Source organism: Skermania sp. ID1734, from assembly GCF_007489285.1.
In the GTDB taxonomy this organism is placed as follows: Bacteria; Actinomycetota; Actinomycetes; order Mycobacteriales; family Mycobacteriaceae; genus ID1734.
Genome location: NZ_VLIY01000015.1, coordinates 87,843 through 105,671, shown reverse-complemented (window position 1 = coordinate 105,671; position 17,829 = coordinate 87,843). Strand labels below are relative to the sequence as shown.

Sequence of the window (17,829 nt, the reverse complement as noted above, 5' to 3'; positions counted from 1 at the left end):
TCGCGCGCGGCGGCCACCCGACGCCGGATCGCAACCTCAACCGGCCAGGCAACCGCGCCTGGCCGACTACCGTGGCAACGTTCGCAGCGTCGTTGGGCAAGGATTGAGTCGTGCTGAGGTTTCTCGTTGTCGGTTTTGCCGCGGTCGCGCTACTTGTCGTAGGGGTTGCCGCGGCGATCGGATCGTGGGCCTGGTGGCTGCTCCTCGCGCTGCTGGCGGGCCTGGTCGCGACCGGCATCTATGACCTGGTGCAGCGCCGCCACTCGGTGCTGCGCAACTATCCGGTCCTGGGCCACCTGCGATATCTGCTGGAGAGCCTGCGACCGGAATTGCAGCAGTACTTCATCGAGCGGAATTTCGACGGCCGCCCGTTCGACCGCGACACCCGAACCGTCATTTACGAGCGGGCCAAGGGAATTCACGGGGAACTGTCCTTCGGCACCGAACGCGACATCGAGGTCGTCGGTTATGAGTACCTGGTTCATTCCACGTTGCCGGTTCCGCAACCCGAGCAGCCACCGCGGGTACTCATCGGCGGCCCGGACTGTACGCAGCCCTATTCGATGTCGTTGCTGAATGTGTCGGCCATGAGCTTCGGAGCGCTGTCCGCAAATGCCTTGCAGGCGTTGAACCGCGGCGCCGCACTCGGTGGCTTCGCCCACGACACCGGCGAGGGCGGCCTCACGCCGTATCACCTCTCCGGCGGCGGTGATCTGGTATGGGAGATCGGCTCCGGCTACTTCGGCACACGCACCGACGACGGCCGGTTCGATCCTGCACAGTTCGCCGAGAAGGTCTCACACGACCAGATCAAGGCGGTGTCGCTGAAATTGAGCCAGGGAGCCAAGCCCGGCGTCGGCGGTGTTTTGCCGGCCGCGAAGGTCAGCGCGGAGATCGCCCGCTACCGCGGCGTGCCACAGGGCGAGAAATGCGTGAGCCCGGCATGGCATTCGGCATTCAGTACACCGCGCGAGATGGTGCAGTTCGTGGCGGAGATGCGCAACCTTGCCAACGGTAAGCCGGTGGGCATCAAGCTGTGCGTCGGCTCGCGGGTCGACGTCCTTGCGATGTGCAAGGCCATGATCGCCGAGGGCACCGCACCCGACTTCATCATCGTCGATGGCGCCGAAGGCGGCACTGCCGCAGCGCCGCTGGAGTACGAGGATCATGTCGGGCTACCGCTGACCGACGGCCTGATGACGGTGCACAATGCCCTCGTCGGAACCGGATTACGCGATCGGATCAAGATCGGCGCGAGCGGCAAAGTCGCGGCCGGAAACGACATCGTGAAGCGACTGATTCAGGGCGCCGACTACACCAACGCGGCGCGGGCCATGATGATGGCCATCGGATGCATCCAGGCACAGCGCTGCCACACCAATACCTGCCCGGTCGGGGTGGCGACCCAGGACCCCAAGCGCACCCGCGCACTCGATGTCGCCGACAAAAGCGTGCGAGTTCAGCGGTACCACGCCAGCACGGTGGCGCAGGCCATGCAGTTGATGGCGTCACTCGGCGTCTCCGACCCCGCGCAGCTGAGCCCATACATGTTGCGCAAGAAGGTGACTGCGACCGTTGTGCGGTCCTACGCGGAACTCTACGAATGGCTCGAGCCGGGACAATTGCTCGACGACCCGCCACTGAACTGGCGTACCGACTGGCAATTGGCCGACCCGGACAGTTTCCGACCGGCCTGACCGGCACGGCGAGCTCGAGCGACTCCCCTGCCCCGCCGGGCGCACCGATCGTAGGCTTGCTCGGGTGGAGACAGCAGGCCAGTCGTCGAGTCGACGTGCCGACCTCGTTCGCGCCGCCGTGGGCACGTGGCGCGGCCAGTTGATCGACCTCAGCTGGCGCAACCAACTGCTCTATTACCGCGATCTGCGCTACGGCACGCTCGACCTCGCGGACGCGGATTTCGTGATGGTCGAGCAACTGTTGGGCGGCAAGTCCGTGCGTCTTTCCCGGATGTTTCGGCGCAGCCTGTTCGCGGATCGACTCAAGCGGGCCCGGACCATCCGCAACAAGGCCCGCGAGGCGTCCGAGGAACGCGGCATAGCGATCGGTTACCTCGCCGTGGGTATGGCGACGTGGACCAACCCCCAGGGCGCCGCGGTACCGGCCGCACCAATCCTGTTGCAGGAGGCGGTCATTACTGCAACCGGTGCGGCCGAGGACGACTTCGAGATAGACCTCGCCGGCGATCCGCACGTCAATCCCGCACTGGTGCACCTGCTCGACGAGCAATTCCATGTGCGGCTGGAGGCAACCGCTGTGCAGGGCGCGCTCGAGGACGGAATCGCCAGCCCGGCAGCGATTTTCGACATCATCAGGGTTGCTGCGGCGGAGGTACCGGGATTCTCGATCGGCGAGCGGCGGGTGCTCGGGACCTTTTCCTACACCAAGCTGCCCATGGTTCACGACCTCGCGAACAACGTCGATGCCCTGATCCGCCACGACGTCGTCGCCGCCATCGCCGGTGATCGCGCTGCCGCCGACGCGATCGCGGCTGCCGGAGCCGACGTGGAACTCGACGAACCGGACCGGCTGTCACCCGATGACGAGTACCTGGTGCTCGATGCCGACTCATCGCAGAGCTACGTGATCAACGCCGCGGTGGCGGGTCAATCGATGGTGGTGTCCGGGCCGCCGGGAACGGGCAAGAGCCAAACTATCGCCAACCTCATCGCCACGCTGGTCGCGCAGGGGCAAAGCGTGCTGTTCGTCGCCGAGAAACGGGCGGCCATCTCGGCGGTGCTGGATCGGCTCGGCCGAGTCGGACTGGGCGACATTGCCTTCGATGTCCACGACGGCGGCGGTGCACGGGCCGCCATGATCGCCGCGCTCACCGCCGGCTTCACGCGTCCACCCCGCGCGAATGCGTCCGTCGGTGCGCAACTGGAGGTCCGCCGCCGCCAGCTCAACGCTCATGACACCGCCATGAACGGTCCCCGATCACCCTGGGGGATCAGTGTTTTCGCCGGGCACGAGGCGCTGCTGGGACTCACCGAGCGATTCGGCAATGCGGCGGTCACCGAGATTCGTTTCGGCCCGCGCGAAATCGTGGCTATGGACGAGGCCACCGCTTCAATCGTTCGCGAGGAGCTGCGCGAATACGCGAACCTCGGCGGGTTGAGCTTGTCGGTTCGCGATTCGCCGTGGGCCGGCGCACCGGTGGTCACCACCGAGCAGGCCGAGCACGCCCTGCAGGTGGCCACCCGCCTGCGCAGCGCGACCGTGCCCGAAACCTGGCAGGCGCTCGACGAGGTCGCCGCCCAGAGCGGACTGCGGCCGCCGGCCACACTCGCCGGCTGGCGAACGCTGCTGCAGCTCTTCGACCGGACCGCGGAGATCCTCACCACGCTGGACACGGTCGTGTGGTCGACAGACCTGGCACAACTGGTGGCGGCGACGGCGTCACGAAGTCAGCGACGCGCGCTGGGCGACTTCGACGGCAAGGTCGGCGAGTTGCGCGCTGCCGCGAACCGGCTGTGGTTGTTGCCGGACAAGCCGCCGCGCAAGCAATTGCACCGCACACTTGTCCGCGCGCACGAGCTGGCGACCGAGTGGTCCGGCGTGACGACCGCGGGGGTGCCGAAGCTGCCCACCGCATTGCCCACCGCCACCGCCAAGTTTGCCGAACTCGACAGCGAGCTCGACGAGCTCGCCGCGCTGTTGCCGTGGCTGGACATGACGCACCTGCCCCGCCCGCAATTGGCCCAGACGGTCGAGGCGCTCGCCCACGATGCGCGCACGTTGCATGCGCTGCCGCGGATGAACACCTTGGCGGCCACGTTCAGTGCGCTCGGCATGGATCCACTGCTGGCCCAGATGCGTTCGCGCCGTGCCGATCCCGACCTTGCCGTGGCAATGTATGACAGTTGCTGGTTTTCGTCCGTCCTCGATCAGGTCAGCTTCGACGATCCGGTGGTCGCGACATTCAACGGCGCGCTCCACGACCTGCACGCCGAGCAATTCCGCGCCGCCGACGCAGCGCACATCCGGACGTCGGCGGCCCGGGTGCTCGACAAGGCCGTGCGGCATCTGGAAACTGTTGCCGCCCAGCACCCGGAGCAGCAGCGGGTCGTCACCGGCCAGGCCGCCCGCAAGCGTGGTCACCTCTCACTGCGGCAATTGTTCAGTGCCGCACCGGACATGCTGACGGCACTCAAGCCATGCTGGGCGATGAGCCCACTGGTGGTGAGTCAGCTGCTACCCGGTGATCGGCCCTACTTCGACGTGGTCGTCTTCGACGAAGCCAGCCAAATCGTGCCCGCCGACGCCATTTCCGCGATTTCACGGGCCCGCCGGGTGATCGTCGCCGGAGACAACAAGCAGCTGCCGCCGACGCAGTTCTTCGCGGTGGACAGTGAAGACAAGGCCGAACAGGTGATCAACGACGACGGCAGTATCAACCTTGCGCTGACAATCGGTTTCGAATCGATCCTCGATGTCCTCACCGCAGCGTTGGGCGCGACCCGAGTCCGCTCGCTCACCTGGCACTATCGCAGCCGCGACGAACGGCTGATCGCGTTCTCCAACTCGTGGGTGTACGGCAATTCGCTCACCACCTTCCCCGGGGTCTCCGGAAGCGATTGCCTCAGCCACGAATTGGTGCGCCAGCAGCGCGGCGGCGCGGATGAGGACAGCGCCGCCGCCGAGGTCGAGCGGGTGGTGGCCATGGTGTTGCAGCACGCCAAGACGCGACCGCACGAATCGCTGGGCGTGATCACCATGGGCATCAACCACATGGAACGCATCGATGCGCGCCTCCGCGAGAAATTGCGTGCGCGGCCGAGCCTGCGCGGGTTCTTCGACGAACCCGCCGGCGAACCGTTCTTCGTGAAGAATCTCGAGCGCGTTCAGGGCGACGAGCGCGACGCGATCATCTTGTCGATCGGTTATGCAAAGCGCGCAGACGGTAGCCTGAGCCACAACTTCGGCCCGCTCAATCAGGAAGGCGGCCATCGGCGTTTGAATGTCGCCATCACTCGCGCCCGGTCGCGAATGACGCTGGTCAGCTCGTTCAGCCACACCGACATGGATCCCGAACGCAGCACCGCTCCGGGGGTCGCGATGCTGCGTGCCTACCTGCGCTACACGCGAAACCGCGGCGAAGTAGGCAACGAAACAGCAGAGCATGCCACGCAATTGAGCCCGTTCGAGGTATCTGTGCGGGACAAGCTCACGGCCGCGGGTATGCCCGTCGTGCCGCAGTACGGGGTGGCCGGCGATCACATCGGCTTCGCGATCGCCGACTCACGCCGGCCCGACGCGATGGTCCTCGCGGTGGAAGCAGACACCGCCGCCTATCACTGCGCGGCCACCGTACGCGATCGGGACAGGTTGCGACAGGAGCAGCTACAGCGACTCGGCTGGGGCTATCACCGGTTCTGGTCGGCGGACTGGTTCATCGACTCCGCCGGTTGCGTGGCGCGGGCGCAGGCGGCGTACGTGCGCGCGCTCGGCACCGAAGTGGCACCGGGTCGCCCGGTCACCGACTACACCGACGGTGAGTTGGTGCTCATCCTGCAAAACATCGTCGCGGACGGTAAGCCGCGCACCGATGATGAACTGTTCAAGGAATTCATGGCGGCACTGGGATTCGCCAAGAAGGGACAGCGAATCAGGGCTGCCTTCGAACGCGCAGCCGGTTATGCCCGGATCGGCCGGGGCTGAGGGCATAGCATCGACGTCGTGCAGCTACCAGTGATGCCGCCCGTGAAACCGATGCTGGCCAAGGCCACGCCGGAGGTGCCACGCGAACCCGGCCTGTGCTACGAACCGAAATGGGATGGATTCCGGTGCATCGTGTTTCGCGACGGCGACGAAATCGAGCTCGGCTCCCGCAACGACCGGCCCTTGACCCGCTACTTCCCGGAACTCGTGGACTTGCTGGCCGAAGCGCTGCCGCAGCGCTGCGTGGTGGACGGCGAGATCGTCATCGTCACCGAGCGCGGCCTCGACTTCGACCTCCTGCAAAACCGCCTGCATCCAGCCGCGTCCCGGGTGAACAAACTGGCGAAAGAAACGCCGGCCAGCTTCGTCGCGTTCGACCTGCTGGCCCTCGGTGACGAGGATCTGACGCCCCGGCCGTTTTCCGAACGTCGCCAACGGCTCTCGGAGATCCTCGACGACAAGCTGGCGCGGGTGCACCTCACGCCGATCACCGATGACCCGGACGTGGCCCAGGACTGGTTCACCCGCTTCGAGGGCGCCGGCTTCGACGGCGTCATGGTCAAAGCCGCCGATCAGCGTTACCAGCAGGACAAGCGGGTGATGCTCAAGGTCAAACACGAGCGCACCGCCGATTGCGTCGTGGCCGGCTTCCGCTGGCACAAGGACGGCGCCGGCGTCGGCTCGCTGCTGCTGGGCCTCTACGACGACGCGGGACGGCTCAATCACGTGGGTGTGGCTGCCAGTTTCACCGCGGCCTACCGGCGCAAGCTGGTGGACGAGCTGGCGCCGCTACGGGAAAACGCCCTGGACGGACATCCGTGGCGGGAATGGGCCGACGCCCAGGCACACGCTTCCGGGCGGCTTCCCGGTGGCGTCAGTCGGTGGACCGGCGACAAAGACCTGTCCTGGCAACCGCTGCGGCCCGAACTGGTGGCAGAGGTGCGCTATGAGCACCTGCAGTCCGGACGGTTCCGCCACGGTGGCCGACTGGTCCGGTTCCGGCCCGACCGGCAACCGGAATCGTGTACCTATGCCCAACTCAACGAGGTGGCGCCAGCTGAACTGGCCGACATCTTCGGCACCAGCGGGCTCGCGCGATGACCGACGCGGTGACCATCGCCAGCGATGGCGTCGAGGTCGCTATCTCGAACCCCGACAAAGAGTATTTCAGCGCACGTGGCGAAACGAAGCTCGACCTGGTGCGGTTCTACCAGTCCATCGAGAAGCCGTTGCTGACGGCGCTCGGCGGACGTCCACTGCTCATGGAGCGCTATCCCGAGGGCGCGAGCGGAAAGTCGTTCTTCCAGAAGCGAGTTCCCAAGTCCGCACCCGATTGGCTGGAAACCACGGTGGTTTCCACCCCGAACGGCACTACCAGCGACGCGCTCGTCGCGAAAGACCTTGCCCACATTTTGTGGGCAGTCAACCTGGGCTGCATCGGTTTTCACGTCTGGCCCTACCACGCGGCCACGCCGGAGTCGACCGACCAGCTGCGCATCGATCTCGATCCCTCACCAGGGGTCGGTTACGAACAGTTGCGCGCGGGCGCCTGGAAAACGAAGGCATTGCTGGACGAGCTCGGAATTACCGCCCACATAAAGACATCCGGGTCCCGCGGTCTGCACATCTATGCGGCACTACAGCCTGGCTGGGACGGGTTTGCGGTGCGAGCGGCGGCCGTGGCGCTGGCCCGCGAGCTCGAACGTCGCCACCCTGATGAGATGACGGCCCAGTGGTGGAAGGAAGAACGCGGCACGCGCGTATTCGTCGACTTCAACCAGAACGCGCCGCACAAAACGGTTTTCGGCGCCTGGTGTGTGCGCCCGCGAGTCGGCGCACAAGTGTCGACGCCGATCGCCTGGGACGAACTCGATTCGGTCGATCCGGCAGAGCTCACGATCGCGACCGTTGGTCAACGCGTGGCCGAGCACGGTGACCCCTGGGCACAGATGTCGGCAGATCCGCAATCCATCGAACCGCTGTTGGAAATGTCGGCGCGCGACATGGCCAACGGCATGATGGACGCGCCGTGGCCGCCGGTGTACCCGAAGATGCCGAACGAGCCACCGCGCGTGGCACCGAGTCGGGCCAAGAAGATCTGAGCACCTCCAGCGTGCCGCTGGGACCGCACTAGCTTCCCCCTCCGGTCCCAGCGGCACTGGTGTGCATCGGCGTTGACCGATGCGAGCCTTATCGTCCTGCCGACAGGCAGTCCCAGCGTTTGCCCCGGCACGCCCCCGATCGACCGCGCCAGGGATCCAAGCCGCTGCGACTACCCGCGACACTCGCCGTATGCAGCGGCAAGACGTCGAGCAAGAGCGAGCCACGTGGTAGTAGCTGCTGATTTGCTCGAAGTCCAATGTAAAGACGGTCTTTACTCGGCTCAAGCAAATGTGCGGGCACTAACGACGCGAGGCGTATCGTGCGCGGCGTCACAATTGCGCTCACGCCCGCCAGCCACCATCTCGCGTGCCGCAACTGAGCGAACGAAAGTTCTTGCTATAGACGAGATCCCGTCGATCGACCCGACTCTTGTTGGATCTGTTGCACGAGGGGCAGGGCCGGCACTTTTAGGTCGCGACGACCAGGTGTTTGCGTTTCGACGCGATTGGGAACAGTCGTTACGGGCAGTGAAGGATCTGTCCATACGCAACGAGAGGACACATCGTGAGCGCATTTTCGGACAAGGCAGAAGAGTTCAAGGGCCGCGCCAAGGAAGCCGCGGGTGATGTCGCGGGCGACAGCGACCTCAAGTCCGAGGGCAAAACGGATCAGGCGTCCTCGAACGTCAAGCAGAAGATCGGGGACGTGGCTGACAAGGCAAAGGACGCCGCCGACTCGGTGCGAGACAAGCTGAGCGGCAACTAGATCAGTAACCAACCGGGTGCCTCGACAAGATCGAGGCACCCGGTTGGTTCGTTTCTGTATCAGCCCGCGGCGAGATCGTCAGGTCTTATTGCGATGCATTCCATACGGCAAGACAGAACGGATGGCCCGCGGGGTCCAGCAGGACCCGCCACTTGTCGCCGCCCGGCTGTTCGTCGGGACGTTGCGCACCGAGTTCGATCGCACGTTGCTCGGCCGCGGCGATGTCGTCGACACTCAGATCGAGATGAAATTGCTTGCGGCCGTTGTCCGGCCACTGGGGACGGACATAGTCGTCGGTCTTTCCGAACCCGAGCGCCGGCCCACTGCCACTACTTACCATCGTGGCGGCGTCGTCTTCGTAGGTGACTTCCCAGCCCAGCAAGCTGGAATAGAACTTGGCCATCGCCCGCGGATCGTCACAGTCGATGGTCACCATCGCCAGGGTTGTGTTTGCCTTCTTGTTCGCGTCAGTCATGACATCAACGCTACGAGCGAGCAACCGCGCGAGTCTTGAAAAAACCCGACAGCATTTACCGCAGCATTGCCTCGAATCGTTCTGCACCCGTCTGCGCCGCGTTGTCGAATCGCCGCTCTTCGATGTCGGATTCACCCGTCTCGCGAACGCGCAGCACGGTGGATGAGTTGGTGCCGTACTCGGGTGAGCGAATGAACGGCGGCGAGACCGTTCGTTCGAGTTCGAGAGGAATACCCGTTTGCGGCAGATCCGTGTCGTCGGGACGGTCGGTGTCGGCGAGCAGGCGGAAATACTCCTCGACGTCGGAGTCGTCCGCCACCGCAGCACTGAACCGCTGCTTTGTCCGGACCACTTTCGGCCACGGCGTATCGAGCGCCGCGTTGGACACGCCGTAGATGCCTGGCCCGAGCTCGGTCGGAGATCCGTTGCGGTTGCTGTACCACCACAGTGATAGGCCGTCGGAGGCCAGCAAGTTGAAGCCGTTGTACTGATCTGCGCGGTCGGCGAGTTCGGTCAGAAACGCGCCGCAGTCGAGGTCGCTGCACAGAAAGTCGACCGGAATCTCTCCCCGCGTTCGGGCATCGGGAACGGTTCGGCCGGGCTCGCGGACGTTGGTGATCGCGGCAAACCGCCCGTCGTCACGCAGCCCCATCCATGTCCCGCAGCCTCCCGGTGAGACATCGCGGCCGGCCAGAATGCTGCAATCCTGCGGCCACCAGTGCATGGGCACGGATGCGCGGGCATAGAACTCGTCGCGGTTGGCAGCAACGACGAGCCGATACGTCGAGTTCGGGCGCCACGCCGCCACGATCAGGCACATGGCCCCATTCTGCAGGAATAGGACCGGACCGCGGTCCGTTACATTAGTTGACAGTTCAACTACTTGGAGGTTTGAACATGCAGTTCGGCGTTTTCACCGTCGGCGACGTCACCGTCGACCCGACCACCGGCGTCGCCCCCACCGAAGCCGAGCGCATACAGGCAATGCTGAAGATCGCCGTCAAGGCCGAGGAAGCGGGCCTCGACGTGTTTGCGACCGGTGAACACCACAATCCCCCGTTCGTGCCGTCCTCGCCGACCACGATGCTCGGCTGGATCGCCGCCCGCACCGAAAAATTGCAGCTCTCGACGGCGACAACCCTGATCACTACAAACGACCCCGTCAAGATCGCCGAGGACTACGCGATGTTGCAGCATGTTTCCGGCGGTCGCGTCGATCTGATGATGGGCCGCGGCAACACCGGTCCGGTCTACCCGTGGTTCGGCCAGGACATTCGCAAGGCATTCCGCTGGCGGTCGAGAATTACCACCTGCTGCGCCGCTTGTGGCGGGAACGGGTAGTCGACTGGCAGGGCCAGTTCCGGACGCCGTTGCAGAGCTTCACAGCCACGCCCGCGCCGCTGGACGGCACGCCGCCGTTCGTGTGGCACGGTTCGATCCGCTCACCGGAAATTGCCGAGCAGGCCGCCTACTACGGCGATGGCTTCTTCCACAACAACATCTTCTGGAACAAGGAACACACCGAGCAGATGGTTCGGCTGTATCGGCAGCGGTTCGAGCACTACGGCCACGGCTCGGCCGACCAGGCGATCGTCGGTCTCGGTGGGCAGGTGTTCATGGCCGAAACCGAGGTCGCGGCGAAGAAGTTCTTCCGGCCCTACTTCGACAATGCGCCGGTCTACGGTCACGGCCCGTCGCTCGAGGAATTCAGCGAGATGACGCCGCTGACCGTCGGCACACCCGAGCAGGTGATCGAGCGGACGCTGGCCTTCGCCGACTACGCCGGTGATTATCAGCGTCAGCTGTTTCTGCTCGACCATGCCGGGCTGCCGATCGACGCGGTGCTCGAGCAGATCGAGATTCTGGGCAGCGAAGTCGTTCCGGTGCTGCGCAAGGAGTTCGAACTGCGCCGGCCGTCGGACGTGCCGAGCGACCCGCCCACACACGCATCGCTGGTCGCCGCAGGCCCCGACTCACCGCATCACCTGGTCGAGCCCGCCCGCGCCCTGGTCGCCGCACAAACGTCCCAGGAGTAACCGTGAGTCGCAGCATTGTTGTCCTTACCGCCGGTATATCGCAGCCCTCGTCCACCCGGCTGTTGGCAGATCAGCTCGCTGAGGCCGCCTCCGTAGCGGTCAGTGCGCGCGGTGAATCGCTCGACGTCGACGTCATCGAACTGCGGGAGTTGGCGAGTGACCTCGCGACAACTGTGACCACCGGTGTACCGACCCGGTCGGTCATGCAGGCTCGGGAGCGGATTTCCGACGCCGACGGCGTCATCGTCGTCACTCCGGTGTTCGCGGCGAGCTACAGCGGTCTGTTCAAGATGTTCATTGATGTGTTGGACCCAGAGGCGCTGAACGGCATGCCCGTTCTCATCGGCGCGACCGCCGGGACACCGCGGCATTCTCTGGTCCTCGACCACGCACTACGGCCCTTGTTCAGCTACCTGCGCGCCGTCGTCGTGACGACGGGAGTGTTCGCGGCAACCGAAGACTTCGGCGACGCCGCCTTGACCGACCGGATCGGGCGAGCGACCGCCGAGTTCGGTGCGCTGGTGGTGGCGGAGCCGACCGGCGTCGGCGGGCTCGGGCCGGTCGGACCAACTAGTCGACGATCCGACGGTGCCGTGAGCCCGGCTTCGCCGCCCCGGCGGCGATCCGACAGTGCCGAAACCCCGGATCCGCCGCCCCGGCGGCGATCCGGCAATGCCCTCGGCTCGGTAACCCCGTTCGCCGAACTGTTGGCCGCACATAACGGACAGCCGCGCTAGGGCGCTACCGTTTCACGGGTGAGCACCGCAATACCGCAGTCGGAATGGATCCGCCGCTTCCGCCCGACGCCGAATGCCCGGCATACCTTGATGTGCTTTCCGCACGGCGGCGGTGCGGCCGGCGCCTACCGCACTCTGGCGGCCGCGCTCGCACCCGACATCGAGACCGTCGCAGTGCAATATCCCGGCCGTCAGGACCGCATTGCCGAGCCCTTCGTCACCGACATCACCACACTGGCCGATCACGCCGTGTGCGGACTGCCGGGAAGTTTCAACCGGCCCCTAGCGATTTTCGGCCACAGCATGGGCGCCACCGTCGCCTTCGAGGCTGCGCGCATGCTGACCGAACGCCGCAGGCCTCCGGTGGCGTTGTTCGTGTCGGGTCGGCCAGCACCCGACTTCGTCGAAACCCAAACGCTGCACCTGGACTCGGACGCAGCGATCCTCGACGAAATGCGTCGGCTGGGCGGCCCGGAGTCGGAAACCATCGACATGCTCGTGGAAAACCCCGCGCTCGCGGAAATGGTGCTGCCGTACGTTCGCGCCGACTATCAGGCCGTCGAAACTTACCGGCTGCAGCCGGGCGCGGAACTGACGTGTCCGATCGTTGCCTTGCTGTCCACCGAGGATCCGACGACCACCGAGGAGCAGATGCGTGCCTGGGCGGCGCACACGAGCGGACCGTTTCAACTCCACACGTTCGGTGGCGGTCACTTCTACCTGGAGTCGCACCTGCCCAAGATCGCCGGCGTGATCAAGGACCAGCTCGAAAGTTCCGTGCCGTGACCGCACGTCTTGATCCCGACGACTTGGCGACGTGTCTTCGGGTACTCGCAGCAGCGGGCGAACTCGACTCCGACCACCCTGACTCGGTCACGGTGCAGCGCGCGGTCGGCCATATGTTCAAAAGGCTTAAGCGCAGCCGTCGCGCCGCCGCGCGCAACGCGGTATCTGCCGCCGACAGCGCGGTCATCGCCGCCACTGCTACCGGTTCGCCTGATCGCATCGACGATGAGACCAACGGAATCCCGCTGAGCTCCACGGCGACCGGAGCCAGCGCGGGAACGCTGATCCGGCCCCGCCCCTGCTACATCTGCAAGAAGCGCTACACCCACGTCGACGCCTTCTACCACCAGCTCTGCCCGGACTGCGCGGCGATGAGCCATGCCAAACGCGACGCCCGCACCGACCTGGCGGGCCGGCGCGCGCTGCTGACCGGTGGTCGGGCGAAGATCGGCATGTACATCGCGCTGCGACTGCTGCGCGACGGCGCAGAAACCACCATCACCACGCGCTTTCCGCACGACGCGGCGCGCCGATTCGCCTCGATGCCCGACAGCAACGATTGGCTGCACCGCTTGCATATCGTCGGCATCGACCTGCGTGACCCCGCGCAGGTGGTCGCCCTCGCCGATTCTGTTGCGGCGCAAGGCCCGTTGGACGTTCTTATCAACAATGCCGCCCAAACCGTGCGGCGCCCGCCCGACTCCTACGCCGCGCTGGTCGCCGCCGAGAATGCGCCACTGCCAATAGGGATGCCCGCTGCCATCACCACATTCGGCAAGACCATGCAGCGCCATCCCGCGCTCGCTTCGACCCTGCCCGACTCCGTGGCCGCGCACGTGAGCGAACTCGCGCTCGTGGCCGGCTCTGCCGCACCACAACGCATTTCGGCGGGAATCGCGATCGACGCCGGCGGCCTGGTACCGGACCTGGCCGATACCAACAGCTGGGTACAGACCGTCGGGGCCGTCGACCCCGTCGAACTGCTCGAGGTACAGCTGTGCAATTCCGTCGCGCCGTTCATCCTCGTCTCACGGCTGCGCCCGGCACTCGCCGCGGCCGCGGCGAACCGCAAGTACGTGGTGAACGTGTCGGCGATGGAAGGCCAGTTCGGGCGCGGCTACAAGGGCCCCGGCCATCCGCACACCAACATGGCCAAAGCAGCGCTGAACATGCTCACCCGCACCAGCGCCGCGGAGATGTTCGACACCGACCGCATTCTCATGACTGCCGTGGATACCGGTTGGATCACCGATGAGCGGCCGCATCCCACCAAGATCAGGCTGGCCGAAGAGGGCTTCCACGCACCGCTCGACCTGGTGGACGGCGCCGCCCGGGTCTACGACCCGATCGTTCAAGGCGAGAGCGGCGTCGACCTGTACGGCTGCTTCCTCAAGGACTATCAGCCGTCCGCCTGGTAACGATTGCCCGGACTGGGTACGTTCGGCGGTATGGGCGACGACGTCGAACTGCGTAAGTTCACCCGGCAGGACCGGCAGCGGTTCCGATCCAAAGTGCACGAATGCCTCGATGCGCTTGCGATCATGCTCTCCGACGGCCACTTCGAAGTGGCCGAACCCAAGATCGGGATGGAGATCGAACTCAACATCATCGACAACGATATGCAGCCGGCGATGGCGAACGCCGCGGTGCTCGACGCGATCGCCGACCCGGATTTTCAGACCGAGCTTGGCCAGTTCAATATCGAGATCAACGTCGCACCACGGCCTTTGCGGAACAACAATATTCGCGCTCTCGAAGCCGACTTGCGCCGGTCGCTGGACTCCGCGGATGCGCGGGCGCGCTCGGTGGGGTCACGACTGGCGATGATCGGCATGCTTCCGACGTTGCGTGAGAAGCACTTCGAACACCGCTGGATTTCCGCCAACCCACGCTACGACCTGCTCAACCAACAGATTTTCGCCGCCCGCGGCGAAGACATCGAACTCAATATTTCCGGCGTGCGACTACCCGGACACGAAGCCCCCGAAGAACTCTCCGCGATTTATGACACCATTCTCGCCGAAGCTGCCTGCACGTCGGTGCAGCTACATCTGCAGGTCGCGCCGGAATGCTTTGCCACCTACTGGAATGCGGCCCAGGTACTGGCCGGCGTCCAGGTCGCGCTCGCCGCCAACTCCCCCTTCTTCGCCGGCCGCGCCCTGTGGCACGAAACCCGGATACCGGTGTTCGAGCAGGCCACCGACACTCGACCACCGGAGCTGCAGAACCAGGGCGTACGCCCGCGGGTGTGGTTCGGCGAGCGCTGGATCACCTCGATTTTCGATCTCTTCGAAGAGAATTCGCGCTACTTCCCCGCCCTGCTGCCGGTCTGCACCGACGAGGATCCGATGGCCATGCTCGCCCGCGGCGAGGCACCGGCGCTGGCCGAGTTGAAGCTGCACAACGGGACGGTATACCGGTGGAACCGACCTATCTACGACATCGCCGGTGGCCGTTACCATTTGCGGCTCGAGAATCGAGTCCTCGCCACCGGCCCGTCGATCGTCGACACGCTGGCCGACGCCGCGTTCTACTACGGGGCATTGAAATCGTTGGCGGAGGCGGACCGCCCGCTGTGGACGCAGATGTCGTTCGACGCCGCGGAAGAGAATCTGCACTCCGCGGCCCGCAGCGGCTTTGAATCCCGGTTGTACTGGCCCGAAGTCGGGTGGGTGAGCCCGCAGGAGTTGGTATTGCGGCGGTTGCTACCGATGGCGCACGCCGGATTGGAAGCCTATGGCGTCAGCGCCGAGGCGCGGGACCGCTATCTAGGAGTCATCGAGGGCCGCTGCCTGAACCGGCAATCCGGCTCCACCTGGCAGCGCGAGGCGGTCGTAGCGCGCGAGCGCGCTGGTGACAGCCGGGAGCAGGCACTGGCCGGGATGCTCGCCGACTACCTGATCCATATGCACGAGGGCCAGCCGGTTCACACCTGGTCGTGGTGAGTGTCGGCTTCCGTGGATTCACCCGCTGCCGCGGCCAAGTAAGCGCCCAGTTCGCTCTGCAGGTTCTCATCGAGGGCACGAGCCAGCACCGAATGCACCGCCCGAACGCCGAGTTCCCGCCACTGGGTGAGCATCGCGGCTGTCTCTGCGATCTCGGTGTTGGATTGCGGCAGCCAGCCCTTGCCGTGGCGATCGACGATGTGGCGTTCCGCGGCCCGGATCAACAGCCGCGCAAGGCTGTCCACGCGGTCGGCGAGTGCTTCGTAGATGCTCACGACGGACGGCAAGTCATAGCCATAGGAATTCAGTTCCACGAACGTTTCGACCAGCTGCTGATCAGTGAAAACCACTGTCTCACCGTGTACTTCGGCGAGTCCTAGCTTCTCCAAACGCTCGATCATCCCGGACTGCTCGGTGCCGAGGAACTGCTCGACAAGGGGTATCGGCACCTCGAGCGTTTCGTTACCGGAGAAACTGGCCATCACCGCATGCTGCAGCCCGAGGACTTCGGTGAGGTCCTTCCCGGTTTCCCAGCTGGTGATGAAATCGGCGATGTGGGCTGTCGTAAAGCCTCGCTGCAGCAACGCGTCGATGATCTTCAGTCGCTCCCGGTGGGTGTCGTCGTAAATAGCCGCGCGACCGTCGCGCCGGATCGGGGGCGGCAGCAGACCGCGCTCCTGGTAGGCGCGAACGTTGCGGGTTGTCGTTCCGGCGGCGCGCGCGAGATCGTCGATGCGATACTCCACTCGACGCCCCCTTCCGCTGCCCTGCTTTTGTTCAGCGTAGCGGTCGGGAATGCCGTCGTTGAACAGCGGCTGCGCGGTCCGCGAACACAATGCAATCACATTGATGCTCAATACCTTCCACCGTCCGGATCCCCCGCGCGGTGACGGTGGCGATGGGCCAACTGATGAGCTTGCAATTGTCGCGTTGCAGCGCCGCGTAGTAGTCGTTGCTGAACTGCAGCGGCGCGCTGCGAGCACGGGGATCGGGAGTCAGCTGTCTGCGCAGCCACGGGTCGTGCACTTTGGCGCGCAGGTGCACTCTTCCGATCACCTCGGTCGCCGGCATCCAGCGCGGTAGTCGTCTCGCGACACCGCCGACGCGCGGGAGCACCCAACCGGGCGTCTCCTGGAACACCTTCACCTCGGCAGCCCGCCTGACCAGTACCGGAAGCAATTGCGCCGCATTGCTGCCGGAAGCGATGACGGCAACTCGTTTACCGGTGAAGTCGTAGTCGGTGGTCGTGACGATATCGCCGGCGAACGTTGCGAGTCCGGGCACGTGGGTATCGCTCACGACACGGCCTTGTAGGTGAGTTCCCTGGCCCAACTCGGTTGCGGCGGCAGGATCGCGTCCGGTACCAGCGCCGTCGCCTTCACCAGCGCGTCGGCAACCAGGTGATAGGGATGGCGCCGGTTGATCACCATGCCGGCATGCGCCTTGACTACCTGATACATCGGCAGTCGGCGCGCGTATCTGCTGCGCTCACCGACCGCCTTATAGCGGCGCATTGCCGCGTACAGCTTTTCCTCGTCGACACCCATCGCAACGATGTTGTCGCGCATCCGATTCAGTAGCGGCACGTAACTGAGGACGCCGATCAGCAGCGACGGCTTGAGCCAGCCACCGACGAAATCGATCATCAAGCGACGGGCCTGAGCGTGGCCCAGCAAGTCCATGACGGCATAATCCGTTGCCAGATGGCGTGATTCGTCGGCATTGATGCGCCGGAAGACCTCTTGGGCTACCGGATCGGCGATCTCGTCGGTGACAAACTTGATGAGCGCGCCGTCGAGCGCCACCTCCAGCATCGGAATCACCGTGCCCAAGAACGACAACGACATGCCGTCGGCGTATCTGTCGAGGAACTCGATAACCAGCTTCACGTTGACGTTCGGTTCCGGGATCGTGTCGCCGTCGAGCATCCCCCACCGCCGCATCAAGGCGAGTTCGGCGTTCGCGTGTTTCTGTTCTTCGGCATGGAAGTGGCGGTAGATCTCGGCCAGGGTCTCTGTCGGCGCCTTGCGGGCCATCGCGGCGAACCCGCGGGCGCCGACGTTTTCGATCCACATCAGATCCGCCATGAACGGCGCGAGACGCCGGTGCAGGTCTGGCGAAATCGTCTCTGCCCCCGGGCCCTCCCAGTCGATGTCCGCGAGCGCCCACTGGCGGGCCTTGATCTTGGCGAGCATGGCGTCGAAGTCGAAGGTTGCGGTGGTCGTCGTTGACCCGTTGATACCCATAGTTAAGGATCAATCAGCTATGCGCCAGTTGTCAATGGCTCATTTACGCACGGCGTG

The 17,829-nt window shown here is 65.1% G+C and carries 14 protein-coding genes and 1 pseudogene; 10 read left to right on the top strand and 5 right to left on the bottom strand.

The window, feature by feature from the left end:
* Nucleotides 1–110: 110 nt before the first annotated feature.
* The 5 genes from FOS14_RS18615 to FOS14_RS18595 all read left to right on the top strand — a co-directional run bounded on the left by FOS14_RS18615 (nucleotide 111) and on the right by FOS14_RS18595 (nucleotide 8,547).
* Nucleotides 111–1,697 carry an FMN-binding glutamate synthase family protein gene (locus tag FOS14_RS18615; protein ID WP_143772311.1) on the top strand — a complete coding sequence of 529 codons (1,587 nt, stop codon included), beginning with the start codon at nucleotides 111–113 and terminating at the stop codon, nucleotides 1,695–1,697.
* A 64-nt stretch (nucleotides 1,698–1,761) separates the two neighbouring features.
* On the top strand, nucleotides 1,762–5,679 hold the full coding sequence (locus tag FOS14_RS18610; protein ID WP_143772310.1) for an AAA domain-containing protein: 3,918 nt from the start codon (nucleotides 1,762–1,764) through the stop codon (nucleotides 5,677–5,679).
* A gap of 18 nt (nucleotides 5,680–5,697) precedes the next feature.
* Complete coding sequence (locus FOS14_RS18605; protein ID WP_143772309.1) at nucleotides 5,698–6,780, top strand: ATP-dependent DNA ligase; 1,083 nt, start codon at nucleotides 5,698–5,700, stop codon at nucleotides 6,778–6,780.
* Nucleotides 6,777–7,781 carry a non-homologous end-joining DNA ligase gene (ligD, locus tag FOS14_RS18600; protein WP_143772308.1) on the top strand — a complete coding sequence of 335 codons (1,005 nt, stop codon included), beginning with the start codon at nucleotides 6,777–6,779 and terminating at the stop codon, nucleotides 7,779–7,781. The genes FOS14_RS18605 and ligD overlap by 4 nt, the downstream gene beginning before the upstream one ends.
* Before the next feature lie 565 nt (nucleotides 7,782–8,346).
* Nucleotides 8,347–8,547: a CsbD family protein gene (locus FOS14_RS18595; protein ID WP_255450452.1), complete on the top strand. Its 201-nt coding sequence runs from the start codon at nucleotides 8,347–8,349 to the stop codon at nucleotides 8,545–8,547.
* A gap of 85 nt (nucleotides 8,548–8,632) precedes the next feature.
* On the opposite strand, the gene FOS14_RS18590 is transcribed toward FOS14_RS18595, so the two are convergent.
* Together FOS14_RS18590 and FOS14_RS18585 are read right to left on the bottom strand one after the other, a co-directional pair.
* Nucleotides 8,633–9,022, bottom strand: coding sequence for a VOC family protein (locus tag FOS14_RS18590; protein ID WP_143772306.1), 390 nt, complete (start codon nucleotides 9,020–9,022; stop codon nucleotides 8,633–8,635).
* Nucleotides 9,023–9,077: 55 nt separating this feature from the next.
* On the bottom strand, nucleotides 9,078–9,842 hold the full coding sequence (locus FOS14_RS18585; RefSeq protein WP_143772305.1) for an NRDE family protein: 765 nt from the start codon (nucleotides 9,840–9,842) through the stop codon (nucleotides 9,078–9,080).
* 77 nt (nucleotides 9,843–9,919) lie between these two features.
* Here FOS14_RS18585 and FOS14_RS18580 point away from each other — a divergent pair.
* From FOS14_RS18580 to FOS14_RS18560, 5 genes and pseudogenes are all read left to right on the top strand, one after another.
* A pseudogene (locus FOS14_RS18580) lies at nucleotides 9,920–11,058 on the top strand (LLM class flavin-dependent oxidoreductase).
* 2 nt (nucleotides 11,059–11,060) lie between these two features.
* A complete protein-coding gene (locus FOS14_RS18575; protein ID WP_143772304.1) occupies nucleotides 11,061–11,795 on the top strand; it encodes a CE1759 family FMN reductase in 735 nt (244 codons plus the stop codon).
* Between the two features lie 18 nt (nucleotides 11,796–11,813).
* On the top strand, nucleotides 11,814–12,581 hold the full coding sequence (locus FOS14_RS18570) for a thioesterase II family protein (RefSeq protein WP_255450451.1): 768 nt from the start codon (nucleotides 11,814–11,816) through the stop codon (nucleotides 12,579–12,581).
* A complete protein-coding gene (locus FOS14_RS18565; RefSeq protein WP_143772303.1) occupies nucleotides 12,578–13,999 on the top strand; it encodes an SDR family NAD(P)-dependent oxidoreductase in 1,422 nt (473 codons plus the stop codon). Before FOS14_RS18570 ends, FOS14_RS18565 begins: the two co-directional genes overlap by 4 nt.
* Nucleotides 14,000–14,029: 30 nt before the next feature.
* Nucleotides 14,030–15,526 carry a glutamate-cysteine ligase family protein gene (locus FOS14_RS18560; RefSeq protein WP_143772302.1) on the top strand — a complete coding sequence of 499 codons (1,497 nt, stop codon included), beginning with the start codon at nucleotides 14,030–14,032 and terminating at the stop codon, nucleotides 15,524–15,526.
* Here FOS14_RS18560 and FOS14_RS18555 read toward each other — a convergent pair.
* The 3 genes from FOS14_RS18555 to FOS14_RS24815 are packed head-to-tail and all read right to left on the bottom strand — an operon-like array spanning nucleotide 15,508 to nucleotide 17,772.
* Complete coding sequence (locus FOS14_RS18555) at nucleotides 15,508–16,272, bottom strand: MerR family transcriptional regulator (RefSeq protein ID WP_143772301.1); 765 nt, start codon at nucleotides 16,270–16,272, stop codon at nucleotides 15,508–15,510. The two genes, FOS14_RS18560 and FOS14_RS18555, sit on opposite strands and share 19 nt — an antisense overlap.
* 31 nt (nucleotides 16,273–16,303) lie before the next feature.
* On the bottom strand, nucleotides 16,304–16,825 hold the full coding sequence (locus FOS14_RS18550; protein WP_185981828.1) for a hypothetical protein: 522 nt from the start codon (nucleotides 16,823–16,825) through the stop codon (nucleotides 16,304–16,306).
* On the bottom strand, nucleotides 16,822–17,772 hold the full coding sequence (locus FOS14_RS24815) for a ferritin-like domain-containing protein (RefSeq protein ID WP_185981827.1): 951 nt from the start codon (nucleotides 17,770–17,772) through the stop codon (nucleotides 16,822–16,824). Before FOS14_RS24815 ends, FOS14_RS18550 begins: the two co-directional genes overlap by 4 nt.
* Between the last annotated feature and the right edge of the window lie 57 nt (nucleotides 17,773–17,829).